The organism is Paenibacillus sp. FSL P4-0127 (assembly GCF_038007325.1).
GTDB lineage: Bacteria > Bacillota > Bacilli > Paenibacillales > Paenibacillaceae > Fontibacillus > Fontibacillus macerans.
Genome location: NZ_JBBOWY010000001.1, coordinates 1,657,791 through 1,679,467, shown reverse-complemented (window position 1 = coordinate 1,679,467; position 21,677 = coordinate 1,657,791). Strand labels below are relative to the sequence as shown.

The window sequence follows — 21,677 nt, the reverse complement described above, 5'->3', positions numbered from 1 at the left end:
TTTGGCCATGAGCCAACGTATGATTTTGAACGAAACCTCGTATTTCGGGGCCGGGGCGATTGCCGATATCGTCAATGAAGTGAAGCAGCGCCGTTTTGTTAAGGCATTGGTCGTAACCGACAAGAAGCTTGTGAAGCATAATGTCGTGTCCAAAATAACCGGTCTGCTTGACCTCCACCAGTTGCCTTATTCCGTTTTCGATGAAACGGTAGCGAATCCTACCATTGAAGTCGTGCAACAAGGATTGGCCGCCTTTAAAGCGGCCGGGGCCGATTATATCATCGCGATCGGCGGCGGATCGCCGATGGATACGGCCAAAGCGATCGGCATCATCAGCAACAACCCGGAATACGCCGACGTTCGCAGTTTGGAAGGAGCGGTAGCGACGGCCCACAAATCGGTGCCGATCATCGCCGTTCCGACAACGGCCGGGACAGCGGCGGAGGTCACGATTAACTATGTGATCACGGATACGCAAAACAAACGAAAATTTGTCTGCGTTGATCCCCATGACATTCCCGTCGTCGCCATCGTCGACCCGGATATGATGAGCTCCATGCCCAAAGGACTCACCGCCGCCACCGGCATGGACGCTTTAACCCATGCGATCGAAGGGTACATTACCAAAGCAGCCTGGGAGTTGACCGATGCGCTGCATCTAAAAGCGGTGGAAATCATCGCCCGCTCCCTGCGCGGCGCCGTGAACAATGATCCGCAAGGCCGCGAAGGGATGGCACTGGGCCAGTATATCGCCGGCATGGGCTTTTCTAATGTGGGCCTGGGGTTGGTGCACGGGATGGCTCATCCGTTGGGAGCTTTTTACGATACGCCTCATGGAGTGGCTAATGCTATTTTGCTGCCGTCCATTATGGCATACAACGCCGATTACACCGGGGAAAAATACCGCGACATCGCCAAAGCGATGGGCGTGCCGGGAATCGAACAAATGAGCATCCAGGAAGCTCGCAAAGCTGCGGTTGCCGCAGTTCGCCAGCTGTCGGAGGACGTCGGCATTCCGTCCCGTCTCCGTGAAGTCGGCGTGCGGGAAGAGGACATCCCCGCCCTCGCCCGCTCCGCGTTCGAAGATGTATGTACGGGTGGCAATCCGCGGGAGACAACGGTGGCCGAGATTGAGGAGTTGTATCGGGCGATTTTTTAGGTCGCTAGATCTCACAGGTTAATAAGCAAGGGGAGCTCATAGCCATAGAACGGCTGCAGGATCCCCCTAAAAAATCTTCGTGATCGTGTAAATTTCAGTTTAGTTGTGATACAATAAAAGTACTTTTAAAAGTATTTAAAAGCCTTTATTATTAAGGAGCCGTGCTTGCAGGGCACGGCCCCGGGCAATAGCCGCTTTTAAGGGCGGCAGGCTGTAAGAATGGGCACAAATAGACCGATTCCTTGGCATGGGGCGGTCTATTTGCGTTTATGGAAGGAAAGTATCAGGACAATTAAAGTCGCAAATGAGATCATTAGCGTTAACGCTTGATAAACTTCCACCTGGCATCCCTCCCTTCTATAGAGAGGTAGCCCGACCGCCCTTGCAAGCCTATTCTATTGCTTAGTTGGATTATACCATAATTTTGTAAATAGTCAGGCCTCGAAGATCGAAATAATCGGACGATCGTGAGAACTGTGCAATAACAAGGAAACGGAAGTTACAAGAGCAAATCTCTTCTAAATGCCCCTCGTCTGCAGCGAGGTTTTAATGAAAAAAGGGAGCCTAGGGCGGTAAAACCGCAGCAAGCTCCCTTTCATATTTTATTTCACCAGTTGTCCGCGCGTGACGCCTAGCTGGTTGGTAGCTTTTAGCGTTTTCCAGACTTGGGTACCGCTGATTTCACCGCGCAGGGCGCGGTTGTACAGGTCGATGACCTTGTGCACCTGATCCGGGGTTTCCTCTAGGAATTCAACCCGGTAGCGCGGTACGCCAAGCTCAAGGAAATGGTTCAAATACTCCGCGCCGGACTGTTCGATCGCGTTGTACACCGTGTTGCGGCAGCCTTCATCGACCCGGACCGGGTGGGACATGCCGATGCGGTCCTGCAGCGATGCCCGGTGCTGCTCGCACGGACGGCCGCAGTTGGTGTAGTCGGTACCTTCGCTTAGGAAGGTGCAGTACACGCAATGCTCTGTGTGGAACATCGGCAAATGCTGATGGATGACGACTTCCATGTCGGCCGCCCTACTGACCCGCAGCAGGTCGACCATCTGCTGGATGTTCAAATCATAGGACGGCGTTACGATATCGCAGCCGGCCTCCAGGAACAGCTCGGCCGTTTTGTGGTTGGCGATGTTCAGCGAAAAATCGCCGATCAGCCGCGGGTGCACGGCCGACGAATTCTCCATCCGGTGGCGCAGGTAAAAGTACAGCGCCCCGGTGTTGCGCACCAGCACCGCGTCGGGCTGAAGGCGCAGGATGTTGTTGTGGTAGCCGTTTTCGCCCGGCATATGGATGCGCGGCGTGGCCAGCGCAATTTGCTTGCCGGCGGCATGAACGGCTTCGACCGCTGCCGTGAACTGCTTGATAAACTCGAAGTCGGCGTAGACAAAGGAAACGCCGGCTTCGAGCGCAGCCTGCACCTGCGGCAGGCTGCGGCACAGCGCGGTGAGCTGCGCTTCACCGTGCGTATGCGGCGCGCGGCGCGGGCCGGCACCGGCCAGGCCGGCCGCGGCAGGCGGGGCGTCCCCCGCCGCCGCCCGCGTCCACACGGGCGGCTTCGGCCGCTCGGCGGCGAGCAGCTCCACCGCGCGCCGGCGGATGCCGTTCAGCTCTCGAATCGGCAGGATGACGTCGCCATGCAGCTCCGCATCCAGCTGCTCGAGCTGAAACACCGTGCCGCCGAGACGCCCGAACTGCTCTTCGAGCAGCGCTGCGTCCATCGGCCGTTTTTGCGCCACCTCGAGCTCCAGCTCCGAGTCGACGCGCACCATCGTGCCCTTCTGCACATCCGTCCAGAAGGTGGTGAGCAGCCCGCCGGGGCGCCCGACGGCCCGCACATGCACCGGAAACACGCGGTACGGTTTGTCCGTCTCGAACGTTTGGCGCAGCCGTTTGTCGAGCGCCGGATCGCTCGTTTTCCAAATGCGGTCGCCGACATGCACCCGGCGCAAATCCACGTCGTTACGCCCCGGCACAATGTCCACGATCCAGCCCTCGCCGGCCTCGCCCTCCTGCTTCACGCCTTTGCGGCGCAGGTCGTAAACGCGTCCGCCTTCTTCTTTTTTCGTCGGATCTCCGGCATCAAACACGATCCCGTCGCCGCGCTTCAGCGGCGCTTCCAGCTTGCAGACAACGCCGTCGCGCAGCACCTTTTCGACCCGGCCCAGGTATACGCCCCGGCTTTTCGGGAACGTCCCGTCAACCAGCTTTTTATTGTTCGTCCCTTCCAGGAACCCGTGCGTAAAGCCGCGCGAAAAACTCTGCTGCAGCTCGCGGATCTCCTCCTTGGAAGGCTTCGTATCATCCCCGTCAAAATAGCGGTCGATCGCCTTGCGGTATTTGCTTACTACGTTCGCCACGTACTCCGGACTTTTCAGCCGCCCTTCGATTTTAAACGAAGTCACGCCCGCCTCGATCAGCTCCGGCATGATGTCGATCGCCGCCAAATCCTTCGGCGACAGCAGATAGGCCACATCGCCCATCGGTTTCTTTTCCCCGTCGACCATGAGGTCGTACGGCAGCCGGCACGCCTGCGCGCACTCGCCGCGGTTGGCCGAACGCCCGCCCCACATTTCCGACGTCAGGCACTGACCGGAATACGACACGCACAGCGCCCCGTGCACAAACACCTCCATCGGCAGCTTGGCCTGCTCCCCGATCACCTTGATCTGCTTCAGGTTGTTTTCCCGTCCCAAAACGACCCGCTCCATGTTCCACGGCTTGACGAACTCCACCGCCTCCGGCGAAGTAATCGTCATCTGCGTCGATCCGTGAATCGGAAAATCCGGCGATATTTCGCGGATCAGCTTCACCAGCCCGAGGTCCTGCACGATCACCGCGTCCACGCCGCTTTCGATGCACGCCTCCACCAGTTCCCGCGCCTCTTTCAGCTCATCCTCGAACACGAGAATGTTGAACGTCAGAAACCCTTTGACCCCATAGCTGTGCAAAAACGCCATGATCTCCGGCAGTTCGTCCATACGAAAATTGTTCGCCCGCGCCCGGGCATTAAACTTCTCCACGCCAAAAAAAATCGCGTCCGCCCCGTTCGCCACCGCCGCCCGCATGCAGTCCCAGTCACCCGCCGGCGCCAGCAGCTCTACATCCTGCCTCGTCAATCCTGCCTTGCTCATGTATATCCTCCTAAAACCGGCTTAAGCCGGCACAAAGTCTTAAATCTATATCCATACCTGATAAAAGTTCAAAATTTAATCATCCGTCAACCTATATATTCTAGCAGACATTGCCGGCGTACTCTAGCTTTTCCATCCATTCACAAGGAAAAAAGCACTTATTTGATTTCGGGGACCTTCAGGCGTTTTGAAATTAATTTCACCGTCCTGCTGAAGCTGACGCTTAATCAGAGCGGAAAGCTTTTTCCTGGCTTTGGCAGCGCTTCGCGAATCAATTCCGGCAGTTGTTGCAAAATGTACAGTTAGTTATCCGGAAAGGCTGCCACAGCGCTTGATGAAGTGCAAATCCTGCAATTACCTCGTTTTCTTTTTAAGGAAAGGTAATGAAACGGGAATGTAAGTGCATGAAATGCAATTGAAACGAATGTTAGGGCATTTTGATATAAAATTAAGTGTATGATTTGCAATATCGTTATAGTAAAGCCAATCACATATTCAGTTATAATCCCCATTATCCTCCACCCTCGAAAAAAGGCCTCGCCCCTCAGCCAAAAAACCCCCGCTCCCGATAATAACGGGATTACGGAGGTTTTACCATGCTATTTGTTTCGCCGCGCCCGCGACGCTTGAATGATCTCCGCTGCCTGGCGGATGATCTCGTCCAGCGAGGCCTCATCCGTGGCATCGTATTCGTCGATATTCAGCCGCAGCACCGGGCACGCGTCAAACTCCTCGATCCATTTGGCATAGCGCTTATACATCTGCTCCCAATAGGATACGTCGGTTTGGATTTCCATTTCCCGGCCCCGCAGCCGGATCCGCTTCAAAATCGAAGACAGCTCGCCTTCCAAATAGATCAGCACATCCGGATGCGGAAAATACGGCGTCATCACCATCGCCTCAAACAGGCTGCTGTATGTTTCGTAATCGGTTTTGGACATTGTGCCCTGGTCGGCATGCATTTTGGCAAAAATACCGGTGTCCTCGTAAATCGAACGGTCCTGCACAAATCCGCCGCCCGCTTCGAAAATCGCTTTTTGCTCCTTAAAACGTTCGGCCAAAAAATAAATTTGCAGATGAAAGCTCCATCTTTCAAAATCGTGGTAAAACTTCTCCAGATAGGGGTTCTGATCGACCTTCTCCATCGAAGTGCGGAAGCCGAGCCGGGCCGCCAGGGCTGAAGTCAGCGTGGATTTGCCTACGCCTACGGTGCCCGCGACCGTGATCAAAGCGTCTTGGGGAATATGAAAATCATGGCTCATCGTTTACATACGCTCCTTTATCTCGGCAACGATTTGTTCAAAATGCTCCGGATGCTCGACAAAATCCATCGCATTGCCGTCCACCGCGATGACAACCGTTTCAGGTTCATTCGCTTTAATGCGGGCCATCGCCTCATCGTAATCCTCGATTAACCGCTCCAGATAACCGGGATCGATGTCCTGCTCAAAGCTCCGGCCGCGTTTTTTGATTCTTTGCTGCAGGGTCGCCAGATCCGCCCGGATATACACGATCAGGTTAGGCTTCGGCAAATCGTCGGTCAGCAGATGATAAATTTGCCGGTATTTGTCAAGCTGGCCCCCTTTCAGCGTGCGCTGGGCAAAAATCAAATTTTTATAAATATGATAATCGGACACGACCGGCCGGCGGCGGGACACAAACTTCAGCGCCGTATCCTCCAGTTGCTTGTACCGGTTGCACAAAAAGAACATCTCCAGTTGAAAGCTCCAATCCCCGCTGTTCTGGTAAAACTTGTCCAGGAACGGATTTTCCTCCACAATCTCCTTCAGGAGCGGAAAATCAAACCGCTCAGCGAGCATCGCCGCCAGCGTTGTTTTGCCGGCCCCAATCGCGCCTTCCACTGCAATAAACGGACTTGGTTTCATAACTCTAGGGTCCTCCCGCATCTCACTTGCTCGTTAATAGACTAGAACATTGTAGCATAGAACTAGCAAATCCGTGAGCAAAAAAGAACTCCTTCCCCAAAAAACGGAGAAGGAGTCTTCCCAAACTTTCTTAATGCGTAACCATGGAACGAAAATCGCCCCGGCTCGATTGGTCCGCGTGATAGAACACGACGTCCCCGTCCAGCAGCGCAAAGGTCCGTCCGTACGGATCGTCCGCGCTGCGCCTAAACCCTTCCAGCCCGAACCACTGGTTCATTAACGGGGCGTCGATATACTGAAGATGGGGCTTGTCCGTGTTCCCATCCCGCACCGTCTCGATGTTGAAGTTCACGACAATGTATCCATCCTTCAAAAATATCGGCGACTTATCCGTTAGCCCGCCGTGCGTCCGCCCGTATTCGGCCACATTCGTCCCCGCCGCCACCGCGTACAGGTCGGCCGGCAGGCTGTACTCGCCATACCATTTTTGCACCGCGGCATTGGCCCGGGCCGGATCGACGCTGGGCGGCAGATCGGTTTTGGGTCCGATCAGCGTCCGCACGCCTTCCGGCAGCCGCAGCAGGCTGAAACTGCCCACGGCCGTCCGCTGCTTCGTCGTTTTGCGAATAAAGTTCTGCACGAACTGGCTTCGCCCGATCCCGGCCACCTGATTAAACGTATAGTCGTGATCGTATTTGTATAGCGCCGTATCGGTCAACTCCTCGGCCGGCACATTCCGCAGCCGCTCGTTCAAAACGACATAACGCTGCACCTTGTCGGAAGGCGAGCCGATTTTGACGTAGCTTTTGCTGCCGGTATGGTAGTACAAATCAACGGGCGTCCGTGTGCCTTTTTTCGCATCGATAAAATAAAACGCCGGCGTAATTGCAATCTGATCCTGCGCCCCAAACATATTCCCTTTCGTTTTGAGGTCAAACTTGAAATGGTAGCCCGTCTTGATCACAGCGTTATTGTACAGCGGATGGCTGCCCGGGCGGATCGGCAGCGTGAACCTGCTCGTGTTGCCGCGCGCCGCCCCGTCAATCCCGTTCAAGCCTACCCAATAAGACGCACCGGTCGGCGTTCGCCCGCCTTTTTCGGTCCGGAACACACTTTCCCAGTTATAATCGGCAATATCCGTCACTCGAAAATCGTACACGCGCCCGATCGCATCCACCGGCACGGTATCATAGGCGATATGATGCTTAAGATCCAGATTGGCATTGGTTTGATCCGTGGCCCCGGACGGCGCATTATGCGCGATCGTGCGAAACTCGACATCGTAAAAGCCTTCATCCACCCACACCGGTAAGAAAAACGCAAACGACTCCTTGCTTTTGTCCACTTCGATCCAGGTATTTTTCGAGTAAAAAGCCGATTTCGTTCCATCGTACACGTCAAACGGGAAACGCACCTGCTTGCTGCCTATGTATTTGAGGTAGTTCCGGTTCCCATAACCGAGATAATTCGCATGCTGTCCGCTGTTTGGCATTTCCACGGTAAAAGGCCGGTCAAGAATAATCGCGGAACGCCCCTGGGCTGGATTCGTTTTTTGATTGTGGGCCCGATCATCCGAAACGCTGGGATAGATGACAACCGGCGTATGTACCGTTACCGAATTGATCCCGTAGATTGGAAAGTCTTTATTGGCGTCCGCATCGGTACTCCCGTTCATGATTTCGTAGTAAATCCTCCCGCTGCTCGCTTGGTCCGCCTTGTTCGTTTTGCTAGTTGGTATAATATGGTCTGGGCTATATAGTACGTTGTCATTAATGATTCTCGCTTCCGGAATTTCACCCGGCATTTCAGTTTGTCCTTCTACCCAGCCGTCATTCATAATTGTTTGACCTGCAAATTCCAGTAAATCATTTCGGACATACAGCTTGGGCGCACGTTTACTGCCTTCTGCTTCCATTTCCCCCCGCTCGCGTGTATCGTTTTCAATATCCGGCCTTTTAGTTCCGCCATCGATATCCTTATCCCTCAGTACAATGGTTTTAATCTGTGGCGGGGGTTGGATATGGGTAGAGTAAGCCGCTAATACAAAATCGGGCGGATCATATCCCGCTGGCAAAATCGAGATTCCACCACCCTCAAAGGCATAGTTCAAAAGCGTCGCCCTGACTATCTCATACAACTGAAATTCAGCTACTGCCCAGTAAGCATAGGGCTTCGTAACCTTAACGTCATAAGTCAACGTTACATTTTCAGACCTGTGCTTATAGCCGACACCAAATACGTATTCTACCCAACGCAGATTAAAATCTCTTGTTACAGGCACAGTAAAGGTGCAAGTCCCTGCCATTTTATTGTATTTGTAGTTATACAAATATTCTTTCGCTGTGACATTACCATACAAACTTTCCGAGGTCGGTATGCCATCCGCTACATTGAATCGTTCACTTCCCCGGCTGTCTGCTTTAATGACTGCGCTCGCGTTAGGATTAAAATCCTCGCCGGCCATAGATCGCTCAGGTGATGGTTTCGTACATTTTACGCCTGGCGGCCCATCCGGGTCTTCGGGACCCTCGGGGTCCCCGCCAGTTCCGACCGTAATTGCGGCCGCTCCATACAGCCAGTACGGTCCTTTTTTCCACTGGGCGGTGATCGTGGCCGTTCCTTTGGACTTGGCGGTCACTTTCCCTGAAGCATCTACAGTAGCCACCGCACTATTGTCAGACGTCCATACCGTTTCGGAAGCCGTTGTGACATCATACCAATTGTCGTTCCAATCCGACATATTATATTCGAGTGTCGCTACCTGAGCTTTCATCTCCTTGGTCTGACCCACCGCCAGCGTGGCGTTGTCCAGCACGCGCATTTTCTTTTTCTCGACCACGTACCCTTTGTAATTGACAAGCATCGGGATGTAGTATTCGGCCATAAATTTGTCCGCTCCGTCGTAGCGGGTGGAGTATTTATAGTGTTCACTGTACTCCAATGGATGCCCTGTCGAAACTCTGATTCTAGCTTCAATACTTCCCGGCTGAAATGACGGTTTGTCATCGACAGATGCATAACTTTTCCCCTCTACCCATTCCATATCTTCAATTGCTAACTTTTTAATATGCACCTTGGAAAACGAATTACTAAGTGCATCTGTCATAGAATCAGGAGCATACTTTGTCATATCCAGCTTAAAATCCGTACGTTTCTCTAAAGGCACAGCATTTTTTCCGCTTCCAAAAGTGCCTGTTTCTGCACGCATTCCGTCGTCAAACGTAGCCGCCCAAATATCTGAATCGCTTTGAACCCAAACCACCTTTGGCCGAGCGTCAGTCTTCCCTGTCACCTCTATTTTTACAGTTTGCATCTGCGCTGGCCCCGTAGGGGTAACTTCTATTCCTTTCGTGGGGTAGCCACTTTGGAATGCGGCATAGGAATAGTTCGAAAATGGGGTGGTAAATAGAATTAACACAAAGAAGCTAGCGATCCACTTTTTCAACTCACGCCACTCCCCATTATTTCTTGCTTAGCACTGCAAATGAACCATCGTCAGTTGTGATTTGATCTCCAGCTACTGTTTTAGGATTTAAAAATCTTTCAACCCATAAAGTTATCCCTTTGACGGTGTTATGACTTTGGAAAAATTCCTTGCTATCCGTGTGTGGTAGAGTAAGGTATTCATATTTTTGCATTAAACTTGCATTTGAAATTCTACTTCCACCGACTATACCAGCGGTTACTCCGTTCATATAATGGCCAAGGTCAAAATCCTTGCTTTTTGGATATATCGTGATTTGAATGTATGCTCTGTATTCACCCGGTTTATCCAACCGACTAATATAATCCGTCTCATCCACAAACAACGGCGCATAGATGCTCTTAATATTTTTGAAATCTTCGGTATCGACCACGATATAATTGTGCAGCTTTAGGCTGCCGGCGTTATTTCGGAATGTGAGTGTTTTTTCCGCCACATCGTTTAAAGAGGTGTTGCCGGTTGTAAACGGGCTGATCGTCTCCAGATTGGTCCGTTCCGTGCCGACCTGGCGCAGTTCCTTGAGGCCAAGGAAGTCGTCGGCCTTTTGGCCGTCTACTCGTTCCAGATTCAGCAGGATCGTGGAAGCTTCCGCCCGGGTTGCGTTTTTGTCCAGGCCGAAGGAGCCGTCCGGGTAACCGCTCATTAATTTCGTTCCTAAAGCTACGGCGATGTAAGAGGACTTAATTTGCGGTATGCCGGGATTAAAATATTCCTTTACCGGGATCACGGTGGTCTTCGTATCCTCCAATGCTTGTTTGTAATCCTCAGCGGCCGCCGCCAGCCCCGAGGTCATCCATTTTGACATTTCAAACCGGGTAATCGGCGTATTGGGCTTAAATCCGTTCGGATAGTCGCCGGGCTGAATATATCCGAGGGACACGGCGCGTTCCACCTCGGCTTCGCTCCAATGACCTGTCAGATCGGAAAACTCATGGCCGGAAGAAGCCGTTTCAGCGGCATCCCCTTTCGCCGCACGCGCCAAAAGCGCGGCAAATTCGGCCCGGGTCACGGTCGCGTTCGGCTTGAAGGTTCCATCGGCGTAGCCTTTGAAGTAACCTTTGGCGACCGCCGAATCAATCGCCTTTTTCGCCCAGTGGTCGTATTTCACGTCCTTAAAAGTGATTGCTGCAGCATTCACCGTGCCGACGGCCGTATGGGACCCGAACGGAATAAAAGCGCTTATCAAAGTCCCGGCCAACAGAAATGACAGCCATTTTTTCATGGAATTGCCTCACCCTTCCTTCTATTGTTTTACACTAATCACATAAAATGCCTTATTTCTAATTATTCGCTCCTTTTCTATCATCACCTCCCGTAACATCCCTATTTTGTGAAAATAACCCATTTTAGGCAATAAAAAAACACACCTCGATTATCGACGAGCGATATCAAGGTGTGCTTCACCTGTTTCCATTATATTACACTTTGCGGATTCGTAAAGACTTTGCGCTAAAAAAATTCAAAGGCACCTCATCCCGCCCGGATTAAGATGCCCAACCATTTCACTGCATGAAGGGTTATGTACCGGAAGCTTAACCGAACCAGCCTTTGATCATAATGGCGTCGGACACCAAAAACACGAGCAGGCTGATAATGCCGAAGGCGATGGCGAACAGATTTTTCTTCGGACGTTCTTTGAACAAGCGGACCACGCCGATCAAAATGATCACGGTGAACAAAATCATAAAAATATCGAATCCGTTAAACGTCGTTGTCGTTTCTCCCGCTGCGGCGAGCAACATCGCGAAACCTCCTCTTGAAATCCACGAAATTACATATCTCCTTCTATGTTATCTTCCCGCCCCGCCGGATGCAAGAGGAAAGACAAAAAATCGTCAAAAAAATAACTCCAAAGGATGGTTTTTTATCTCTTTTCGCTCAATTGTTCATTGACATCCTCATTATTACCAGAACTTTGTTTTTCCATAAGGAAGTCTTATGTCCAAAAGCCCTTCTGTCGGTTTACGCTCCTTCATAACTATGGTACCATTATGTTACTTATATCATAGTTATTCTGTCGGAATTATAGATTTGATCATACAAGGAGGGGTTACGCATGGCATACGAGCCGATTTGGACAAAAGAACCGGAGAAATTAAACAAATTCGAATTCGTCAAGCTGGAAAAAGACGGCCTGGACGTCATCCGCACCATTATCGAGGAATACGCGGTCAAAGGGTATGACTCCATCCCGGCGGACGATATGGACCGTTTCAAATGGGCCGGCGTATATCAGCAAAAACCGAAGGACGGCCATTTCATGATGCGCGTGCGGATCAACACCGGGATCATGAACACCAAGCAAGCCCGGGCGTTAGCTGAAATTTCCAAATTGTACGGACGCGGGCTCGTGGACGTCACGACCCGTCAGGCGATTCAATTCCACTGGCTGCGTGTGGAGAATTTGCCGGATATTTTTCGGCGGCTGGAAGAAGTCGGCCTTTATTCGTTTGAAGCCTGCGGCGACTGCCCGCGTACGATCGTCGGCAACCCGCTTGCCGGCATCGATAAGGATGAGCTGATCGACACGGCGGACATCGTGGAAGAAGTGAACACCTTTTTCCTGCTGAACCGCGATTTTTCGAATTTGCCGCGCAAATACAAGATGTCCATCTCTGCCAACATTTATAACAACGCGCAGGCGGAGATCAACGACCTGGCCTTCGTTCCGGCCGTCAAAACGATCGGCGGCGAAGAGGTGATCGGTTTTCACGCGCTGGTTGGCGGCGGTCTTTCGGCCAAGCCCCATCTGGCGAAGCCCTTGGACATTTTCGTGAGACCGGAGGAAGTGCTGAAGGTGGCGGTCGGCGTGACGACGATTTTCCGGGATTACGGATACCGCGAGAAACGCCATCAAGCCCGCCTGAAATTTCTGGTTGCCGATTGGGGCCCGGAAAAATTCAAAGACAAGCTGATCGAATTGATCGGTGACCTGCCTTCGCGCGGCGAAGACAAAACGGCAGGCTGGCAAGCCGCCTATTTCGACGGCGTCCATCCGCAAAAACAAAAGGGCTTAAACTACATCGGCCTAAACGTTCCCGTCGGCCGTTTCAATGCGGATGAACTCGTACAGCTGGCCGATGTGGCCGATCAATACGGGGAAGGAAAAATCCGCACCACGATGTCCCAGAACATTTTGCTGAGCGGCATTCCGGACGACAAGGTGGAGGAAGCGCTGAAAGCTCCCGTCCTGCAGCGGCTGACGCCGTTTCCGAAGCATTTTATGAGCCGCACCGTCTCCTGCACCGGCAACGAGTTCTGCAATCTCGCGATCGTGGAAACGAAACGCCGCGCCGCCGAGGTTGCCGAATATTTGGATCAGCACGTCGAATTGGACGAAAAAGTACGCATCCATTTCATCGGCTGCCCGAACGCCTGCGGACAAAAGCATATCGCCGACATCGGTCTGCAAGGCTCTTTGGTGAAAACGCCGGAAGGCATGGTCGACGCGTTCGACATCGCCGTCGGTGGCACTCTCGGCGGCGGGCCTAACGGACCCCAGGCGCAGTTTAACCAGGCTTTGAAAGGCCGCGTCAAAGGCGATCAGGTGGCCCAGGTGCTGGAGCAGCTCCTGCTGTTCTACAAAGAGCAGCGCACCGCCGGGGAATCGTTCCACAGCTTTGTCCGCCGCATTGGCATTCCCGCCTTCCAGGAGAAGTTTAGCGGCATTTTAGAGGCCGGGGTTGCTTCGTAAAAGAACGTGAGGCAGCCAGATATTGCATCGCAAAGGGCTGGTGATTGGTGCCAGCCCCTTGCTCATTTACTAGGCCCGTAGCGTATAAGTGCAAAACTTACAATTACTTTCGGAAATTTGGCTGAATCCTTTGTTTTAATTGCATAACCTGCATTTAAAACGGAACTTAGCTTCGGCCAACCTCTATACCCTGTATTTAATCGCACTTTTTACAACTGTTGCTCTCATCCGACTCAAACATGCCATCCCAAATGTAGGAAATGCAATTAATTTCGTCCTAACACTATATTTGTCGCCGCACAAACTCCATCTTCCTCTTGCCAAAAAGTCCACTCCCCCGTCATATGGAACACTACTTTAATCGGACAAAGAAAACAGCCTGCCCGCAATCACAAGGGACCGCCGCAGACTGTCTTAAACACTTCTTCTACAACTTCTTCTATACTTCTTCTATACTTCTTCCTGCAATTCTTTACGCATTATTCTGCATTACGTCCTGCGGATAGTTTTAACCCACTTCCCGGCTCTCCACTTCCAGGTTTTCAAGCTCTTTGGTGCGTTTCGCGTCGCGTTCGAGAATCGGAGCCAGGTAGCGGCCGGTGTAAGAGTTTTCCACCTTTACGACCTCTTCCGGCGTGCCTGTGGCGATGACCGTCCCGCCGCCGCTGCCTCCTTCCGGACCAAGGTCAATAAGGTAATCGGCCGTTTTGATGACGTCCAGGTTATGCTCGATGACCAGCACCGTGTCCCCGGAATCGACCAAACGATGCAGCACCTTGAGCAGCCGGTCGATATCGTGGACATGCAGACCAGTGGTCGGTTCGTCCAGGATGTAGATCGTCTTGCCGGTACTGCGGCGGTACAGCTCCGAAGCCAGCTTCACGCGCTGGGCCTCCCCGCCGGACAACGTCGTCGCCGGCTGCCCCAGGTTGATGTAGCCCAGCCCGACGTCAAGCAGCGTTTGCAGCTTGCGATGAATTTTCGGGATGTTTTGGAAAAATTCCGTGGCATCCTCCACCGTCATCTCCAGCACATCGGCAATGCTTTTGTTTTTGTATTTGACTTCCAGCGTCTCGCGGTTGTAGCGCTTGCCTTTGCACACTTCGCAAGGCACATACACGTCCGGCAGGAAGTGCATCTCGATCTTGATAATGCCGTCGCCGCGGCAGGCTTCGCAGCGGCCGCCTTTGATGTTGAAGCTGAAGCGCCCTTTCTTGTAGCCGCGCACCTTCGCTTCGTTCGTCTGCGAGTACAGGTCGCGGATGTCGTCGAACACGCCGGTGTACGTGGCCGGGTTTGAACGCGGTGTCCGCCCGATCGGCGACTGGTCGATGTCCACGACTTTATCGACGTGCTCCAGCCCTTTGATCTCCTTGTATTGGCCGGGCCGGACTCTCGCTCTGTTCAAGTCGCGGGCCAGCGTTTTTTTCAAGATTTCGTTCACCAGCGTCGATTTGCCCGAACCGGATACCCCGGTCACGGCCGTAAACACGCCGATCGGGAATTTGACGTTGATGTTCTTCAGGTTGTTCTCCTTCGCTCCCTTGATCTCCAGCCAGCGTCCGTCCGGTTTGCGCCGCTGCAAAGGCACCGGAATGAATTTTTTGCCGCTTAAATATTGGCCGGTCAGGGAACGCGGGTCGTTCATCACTTCCTGCGGCGTCCCTTGCGAAATTACCTGGCCGCCGTGAATGCCCGCCCCCGGTCCGATATCGATAATATAATCGGCCGCCAGCATGGTGTCTTCGTCATGCTCGACGACGATCAGCGTGTTGCCGATGTCGCGCATATGCGCCAGCGTGGAGATCAACCGGTCGTTATCCCGCTGGTGCAGGCCGATGCTCGGTTCGTCCAGAATATACAGCACGCCCATCAGGCTTGAGCCGATTTGCGTTGCCAGCCGAATCCGCTGCGCTTCCCCGCCGGACAACGTCCCTGCCGCCCGGCTGAGCGTCAAGTAATCGAGCCCGACGTTTACGAGGAAACCGAGCCGGTTATTGATTTCCTTCAGGATTAGGTGAGCGATTTGTTTTTCTTTTTCGCTGAGCTCCAGCCCGCCGAAAAACTCCATCGCCTCTCCGATCGAAAGCGAAGTCGCATAAGCCATATTTTGCCCGTTGACCGTAACCGCGAGGCTTTCTTTTTTCAGACGATGGCCTTTGCAGGTACCGCACGGTTTCGTGCCCATAAACTCTTCAATGAACTCGCGGATGCCTTCCGAAGCGGTTTCCCGGTATCGGCGCTCCAGGTTCGGGATGATCCCTTCGAACGTTACCAAAGCTTCTTTGCTCATGCCGAAATCGTTTTGGTAGCGGAAGCGGATTTTCGTATCGCCCGTTCCGTACAGCAGCTTGTCCATTTGCTCCTTCGTCAGCTCGGACACCGGCACGTCTTGCGGAATGCCGAAATGCTCGCACACGGATTTCAAAAATTGCGGATAGTAATTCGAAGTGCCTCCGGCCCACGCTTCAAACGCGCCGTCCTCAATCGTCTTCGACGGATCGGGAATAAGCAGATCGGGGTCGATGATCATTTTGACGCCAAGCCCGTCGCATTCCGGACAAGCGCCAAACGGGCTGTTGAACGAAAACATCCGCGGCGACAGCTCTTCGATGCTGAATCCGCAGATCGGGCAGGCGAAATTGGAGCTGAACCGCAGCTCTTCCTGGCCGATGATGTCGACCAAAATTTGCCCGCCGGACATTTTCAGCGCCGTTTCGATCGAGTCGGCCAACCGGCTGCGGGCGTCATCCTTAACCACGATCCGGTCGACGATGACTTCGATGGAGTGCTTTTTATTTTTCTCCAGTTCGATGTTCTCCGACAAATCCCGTTGCTCGCCGTCAACCCGCACCCGAACAAAGCCTTGTTTGGCGATTTCGCTGAACAAGCTTTTATGCTCGCCTTTCTTCCCGGAAATGACGGGGGCTAAAATTTGCAATCTTGTACGTTCAGGATATTGCATAATGCGGTCGACCATCTGCTCAACCGTCTGGGACGTAATCTCGATGCCGTGTTCCGGGCAGTGCGGATGCCCGACCCGGGCGAACAGCAGGCGGAGATAGTCATAGATTTCCGTCACCGTTCCGACGGTGGAACGGGGGTTGCGGCTCGTCGTCTTCTGGTCGATGGAAATCGCCGGAGACAAGCCCTCGATCGAATCCACGTCCGGCTTCTCCATCTGTCCCAAAAACTGCCGGGCATACGCGGACAGCGACTCGACGTAACGGCGCTGCCCCTCAGCGTAAATCGTATCGAAGGCGAGCGAGGATTTGCCCGAACCGCTTAAGCCCGTCAACACCACAAATTTGTCGCGCGGGATCGTGATGCTGATATTTTTCAAATTGTGCGCTCTGGCGCCTTTGATGACTATATTCTCACTAGCCAACGGTTTCATCTCCCTTTATCAAGGTAGTTTAAAAATCAGCTTTTGATCACGAAGCAAGAACAGGGAAGCGGATTCGGCGTCGAATCTTGAATTCAGCCGGGCTTTCCGTTGCTCACGTAGGATCTTCCTACGCTCCGCTACTCCATCCCTAACTTCATCCAACCTTCTCGGTGCTGAAAACCTGATTTTTAAACATCCATTTAACTGAGATAGTTTAAAAATCAGCTTTTGATCACGAAGCAAGAACAGGGAAGCGGATTCGGCGTCGAATCTTGAATTCAGCCGGGCTTTCCGTTGCTCACGTAGGATCTTCCTACGCTCCGCTACTCCATCCCTAGCTTCATCCAACCTTCTCGGTGCTGAAAACCTGATTTTTAAACATCCATTTAACTGAGGCAGTTTAAAAATCAGCTTTTGATCATGAAGCAAGAACAGCGAAGCGGATTCGGCGTCGAATCTTGAATTCAGCCGGGACCAAACATGTGTTTCCGAGGCTGCTTTCCAAAAATAGCGGCACATTGTGCTCTTATTTTCCGGATTTGAACTTGTTCATCCCCATTAGCGGCATTTTTTGTCCTTATTGTTCAATGCCGGAACGAAAAGCAGGCCATTTCCCTGCGGCTGGAGAAAATAGCGGCATTAAATGCCTTTATTTCACTCAACATGAGAGATATCGGCGAAATAGCGGCGTTTATTGTCCTTATATTTTCGCCTGAGCATAAACGCGGATCGCCAAAACATACGCTTCGGTGCCGAAAAGCCGATTTTAAACAACATCTATATTAAAACTGAGGCAGTTCAAAAATCCCGAATAACAGATTTTTGAACTGTTGACTCAAGCTGCTTTTAGCTTTAACTCCAATTCGCCGCCGCTTACTCCGCCTTGAGTTCCATGATTGCGTCACGCAGCTCCGCGGCCCGCTCGAACTGAAGGTTTTTGGCCGCTTCCTTCATTTCGGCCTCCAAGCGGCGGATCATCGCTTCGCGGTCGCGCTTGGACATCTTGACCTTGGCGGCGTCGGCCAGATACTCGCTCTTGCTCTCCGCCACCTTGGTCGCTTCGATCACGTCGCGAACTTTCTTGCGGATCGTCTGCGGCGTAATGCCGTGCTTCTCGTTGTAAGCGATCTGGATGCTGCGCCGCCGTTCGGTTTCCTTAATCGCCTTGTCCATCGATTCCGTGATGCTGTCAGCGTACATCAGCACCCGGCCGTCCGCGTTCCGGGCCGCCCGCCCGATCGTCTGGATCAGGGAGCGCTCCGACCGCAGGAAGCCTTCCTTGTCGGCGTCCAGAATGGCCACCAGCGACACTTCCGGCAAATCCAACCCTTCGCGCAGCAGGTTGATGCCGATCAGCACATGGAACGTGCCCAGCCGCAAGTCGCGCAAAATGCTCATCCGCTCCAGCGTTTTGATATCGGAATGAAGGTACCTTACTTTGATGCCGATCTCTTTTAAATAGTCGGTCAAATCCTCGGCCATTTTCTTCGTTAAGGTCGTCACGAGCACACGCTCATCCTTGTCGATACGGCTCTGAATTTCGCCGATCAGGTCGTCGATCTGCCCCTTCGTCGGCCGCACCTCGATCACCGGATCCAAAAGGCCCGTCGGCCGGATGATCTGCTGCACCATCGTATTACAATGCTCCAGCTCGTAAGGTCCCGGCGTCGCGGATACGTAAATCAACTGCTTCGCCTTGGCTTCGAACTCCTCGAACCTCAGCGGCCGGTTGTCCAGCGCCGAAGGCAGGCGGAAGCCGTGCTCCACCAGCACCGTTTTGCGCGCCTGGTCGCCGTTGTACATCGCCCGGATTTGCGGCAGCGTCTGGTGGGATTCGTCGATCACAATCAGGAAGTCGTCGGGAAAATAATCCAGCAGCGTATACGGGGTAGCCCCCCGCTCGCGGAACGTCAGCGGCCCGGAATAGTTTTCGATCCCGGAGCAAAAGCCGACTTCCTTCATCATCTCAATGTCGTAGCGCGTCCGCTGCTCCAGCCGCTGGGCCTCCAGCAGCTTTCCTTTGGAACGAAGCTCTTCCAGCCGCTCCTCCAGCTCACGCTCGATGTTGGCGAGCGCGATCCGCATCGTCTCCTCCTGCGTAACGAAGTGGGATGCCGGGAAAATCGCCACATGCTCGCGCTCGCCGACCAATTCGCCGGTCAGCACGTCGATTTCCGTGATCCGTTCGATTTCATCGCCGAAAAATTCCACCCGTACGGCGTGCTCCCCTTTGGAAGCCGGAAAAATCTCCAGCACGTCCCCGCGCACCCGAAACGTACCGCGCACGAAGTTGATGTCGTTCCGCTGGTACTGGATATCCACCAGCCGGCTCAAAATCTGGTTGCGCGGCTTCTCCATGCCAACCCGCAGCGACAGCACCAGGTTGCGGTATTCCATCGGCGAACCGAGGCCGTAGATGCACGACACGCTCGCCACAATGATGACGTCCCGCCGCTCAAACAGCGAGCTTGTCGCGGAGTGGCGCAACTTATCGATCTCTTCGTTGATGCTGGAGTCTTTCTCGATGTAGGTATCGGAGGAAGGGATGTAGGCTTCCGGTTGATAATAGTCGTAATAGCTGACGAAATAGTCTACCGAGTTGTTGGGGAAAAATTCTTTAAATTCACTGGCCAGCTGCGCCGCCAGCGTCTTGTTATGGGCGATGATCAGCGTCGGCTTGCCTATCTGGGCAATCGTATTGGCGATCGTAAACGTCTTGCCCGTTCCGGTCGCGCCAAGCAGCGTCTGGTGTCTTTTCCCGGCGCGAATGCCCTCGACGAGCTGCCTTACGGCCTCCGGCTGATCCCCTTGCGGAGTGAACTCGGAGACAAGCTCGAATTTATTATCGCTAAATACAATTTCACTCATTGTCCAACATCACCCTATCGTCTAAAATGAAATACTAGAGGAGGATCCGACAAGTTACCCCATAATTCTACCTAGTCTTACTTATATATAAATGAGACCTTTTGCCTAATCGTGCCCTTTTGTTAAACAGGATCGGTCATGATTCCGATGAATAAACTATACACCTTCCTTAATTTACAAAATAGGAATGCGTGTTCCCATGTATTATACCTTTTTCATCTTATAGATGCAAACGGTAAGTCGAAGAATAGGAGTTGTACACACTCGATGGATATCGCAACGTTACTTGGCATCATTATCGGTTTGGCCGCCCTGATCGGCGGTTTCTTGTGGGAAGGCGGCGAGATTGGGGGACTCATGCAGCTCACTTCCGCCCTTATCGTGTTTGGAGGCACGATCGCCGCGGTGCTGATTAGCTTTCCGGTCTCCAAGCTGCGCACGGTGCCGAAGGCGCTGGCCCTCGCGTTTTCTTCCCGGCAACAGGATTCGGGCGAGCTGATCGAAGACATCGTCGGCATGGCCACGGTGGCCCGGCGCGAAGGCGTGCTTGCCCTGGAAAAAAAAGCGGCGGACTACCCGAATCCTTTTTTGCGCGAAGGGATTCAACTGGTCGTGGACGGAACCGAACGCACCATGGTCCAGCAAATCATGAGCCTCGAAATCGACGCTTTGGAAAAAAAATATGAAAGCTACGCCAAAGTTTTCGAATCGGCCGGCGGCTACGCGCCGACGATGGGCATCATCGGCACGGTCATGGGCCTTATTCACGTGCTCGGCAGCCTGAGCGAACCGACGGCGCTGGGGCCGTCGATTGCGCTTGCTTTTACCGCCACGCTATATGGGGTGGCCAGCGCAAACCTGATTTTCCTCCCGATTGCCTCCAAAATCAAAGCGCGCAGCGAAGAGGAAGTGGACCGGATGGAGATGATGATCGAAGGGATTTTGTCGATTCAAAACGGGGATCATCCGCTGCTGGTGCGCCGCAAGCTGGAATCGTACGCAGCCGACAACCGGACTCCAGGTCAGTTAACGGACGCAGGACTCAGCCCGAATACGCGGTTCAACATCGACTCCCGGGAGAATGAAATATGAGTCGTCCGGGATCGCCAAGCGGCAATTACAAACCCGAGGTTCCGGGTCATGGGAGGCAGCGGCGGCAGCGGCGCGCGGTACAACAGGATGCCAAGGACCGCTGGATGATTACATATGCGGATTTGATTACGCTGCTGCTTATTTTTTTCGTGATCATGTATGCCATGAGCCGGCTCGATGCGGAAAAATACGAAGTCGTCACCCAGTCCCTGCAAATGACGTTCAGCAACGGGAACTCCATTCTCGATAAAGGCGCCGGCATCACCGGTTCGTTAAGCAGCTACAACGCCAAAACTCCTTCCTCCACCGCTCAGAACGGCAAAGGAACCGGCAGTGCGGGCCAGGACGGCAGCAGCGGGAACGGCGGCCAGCAAGCGTCCGCCCAAGCGGGCTCCGGCCAGGCTCCGCTCACCGAACGCGAGCTGGCGTTCCGCAAGCAGGAGCAAGAACTGAGCAACCTGATGCAGCTGATCGAGGCGTACATTAAGGAAAACAGCCTCGAGGATCAAATTCATGTGGCCGATCTGCCGAAAGGCATCTCGATCACGCTTAGCGACCGCTTCCTGTTCGATACCGGCAAAGCGGACTTGAAAAGCGGTTCGGCCAAAACGCTGTCCAAGCTGGCCAGCCTGTTCGGGCAGCTCGACACCGTGATCAGCATCGAAGGCCATACGGACAGCCAGCCGATCGGCCGGTCGTCCAAATTCAAGGATAACTGGGAGCTGTCGGGCGCGCGCGCGTTGTCGGTGCTTCGCTTCTTTGTCGACAAGGAGGCGCTCGATCCGCAGCATTTCCAATACGCCGGATATGCCGACACCCGCCCGGCCGCCGGCAACGACACCGCCGCAGGCCGCCAAAAAAACCGCCGCGTTGAAATCACCGTACTGCGGCAGCTGCAGCAATGACGGAGGGGTTCCGCACAATGTCGTTTCCGTCTATGAATGGAGTCATATGAAAGACCGCCGAAGA

General features: G+C 53.4%; 13 protein-coding genes. 4 read left to right on the top strand and 9 right to left on the bottom strand.

The features are described 5' to 3' along the window. The first annotated feature begins 7 nt into the window (after positions 1-7). Complete coding sequence (fucO, locus tag NYE74_RS07315; RefSeq protein WP_341004697.1) at positions 8-1,159, top strand: lactaldehyde reductase; 1,152 nt, start codon at positions 8-10, stop codon at positions 1,157-1,159. A 257-nt stretch (positions 1,160-1,416) separates the two neighbouring features. On the opposite strand, the gene NYE74_RS33285 is transcribed toward fucO, so the two are convergent. The 7 genes from NYE74_RS33285 to NYE74_RS07285 form a co-directional block, all read right to left on the bottom strand. Continuing rightward, a complete protein-coding gene (locus tag NYE74_RS33285) occupies positions 1,417-1,500 on the bottom strand; it encodes a putative holin-like toxin (RefSeq protein ID WP_221928479.1) in 84 nt (27 codons plus the stop codon). Positions 1,501-1,761: 261 nt separating this feature from the next. Next, positions 1,762-4,296: a U32 family peptidase gene (locus NYE74_RS07310; RefSeq protein WP_213509747.1), complete on the bottom strand. Its 2,535-nt coding sequence runs from the start codon at positions 4,294-4,296 to the stop codon at positions 1,762-1,764. Positions 4,297-4,895: 599 nt separating this feature from the next. Continuing rightward, the gene (locus tag NYE74_RS07305; RefSeq protein WP_036619417.1) at positions 4,896-5,558 is read right to left on the bottom strand and encodes a deoxynucleoside kinase; all 663 of its coding nucleotides are present in this window, start codon (positions 5,556-5,558) and stop codon (positions 4,896-4,898) included. A gap of 3 nt (positions 5,559-5,561) precedes the next feature. Continuing rightward, positions 5,562-6,182, bottom strand: coding sequence for a deoxynucleoside kinase (locus NYE74_RS07300; RefSeq protein ID WP_036619416.1), 621 nt, complete (start codon positions 6,180-6,182; stop codon positions 5,562-5,564). A 130-nt stretch (positions 6,183-6,312) separates the two neighbouring features. Beyond that, entirely contained in the window at positions 6,313-9,123 is a 2,811-nt protein-coding gene (locus tag NYE74_RS07295) for a DUF5704 domain-containing protein (RefSeq protein ID WP_341004696.1), read from the bottom strand. A 520-nt stretch (positions 9,124-9,643) separates the two neighbouring features. After that, complete coding sequence (locus tag NYE74_RS07290; RefSeq protein WP_341004695.1) at positions 9,644-10,888, bottom strand: S-layer homology domain-containing protein; 1,245 nt, start codon at positions 10,886-10,888, stop codon at positions 9,644-9,646. Between the two features lie 310 nt (positions 10,889-11,198). Next, positions 11,199-11,408 carry a hypothetical protein gene (locus NYE74_RS07285; protein WP_036619413.1) on the bottom strand — a complete coding sequence of 70 codons (210 nt, stop codon included), beginning with the start codon at positions 11,406-11,408 and terminating at the stop codon, positions 11,199-11,201. Between the two features lie 314 nt (positions 11,409-11,722). Here NYE74_RS07285 and NYE74_RS07280 point away from each other — a divergent pair, with 314 nt between their 5' ends. Then, complete coding sequence (locus tag NYE74_RS07280; RefSeq protein ID WP_124333363.1) at positions 11,723-13,360, top strand: nitrite/sulfite reductase; 1,638 nt, start codon at positions 11,723-11,725, stop codon at positions 13,358-13,360. 508 nt (positions 13,361-13,868) lie between these two features. On the opposite strand, the gene uvrA is transcribed toward NYE74_RS07280, so the two are convergent. Continuing rightward, positions 13,869-16,748, bottom strand: coding sequence for an excinuclease ABC subunit UvrA (uvrA, locus tag NYE74_RS07275; RefSeq protein ID WP_155620297.1), 2,880 nt, complete (start codon positions 16,746-16,748; stop codon positions 13,869-13,871). Positions 16,749-17,621: 873 nt separating this feature from the next. Next, positions 17,622-19,616 (bottom strand): excinuclease ABC subunit UvrB, encoded by a 1,995-nt coding sequence (uvrB, locus tag NYE74_RS07270; RefSeq protein ID WP_036619405.1) that lies wholly within the window; start codon positions 19,614-19,616, stop codon positions 17,622-17,624. A 267-nt stretch (positions 19,617-19,883) separates the two neighbouring features. Here uvrB and NYE74_RS07265 point away from each other — a divergent pair, with 267 nt between their 5' ends. Both NYE74_RS07265 and NYE74_RS07260 read left to right on the top strand, forming a co-directional pair. Beyond that, on the top strand, positions 19,884-20,708 hold the full coding sequence (locus NYE74_RS07265) for a flagellar motor protein (protein ID WP_036619403.1): 825 nt from the start codon (positions 19,884-19,886) through the stop codon (positions 20,706-20,708). Then, on the top strand, positions 20,705-21,613 hold the full coding sequence (locus NYE74_RS07260; RefSeq protein ID WP_036619401.1) for a flagellar motor protein MotB: 909 nt from the start codon (positions 20,705-20,707) through the stop codon (positions 21,611-21,613). Before NYE74_RS07265 ends, NYE74_RS07260 begins: the two co-directional genes overlap by 4 nt. The last annotated feature ends 64 nt before the right edge of the window (positions 21,614-21,677 follow it).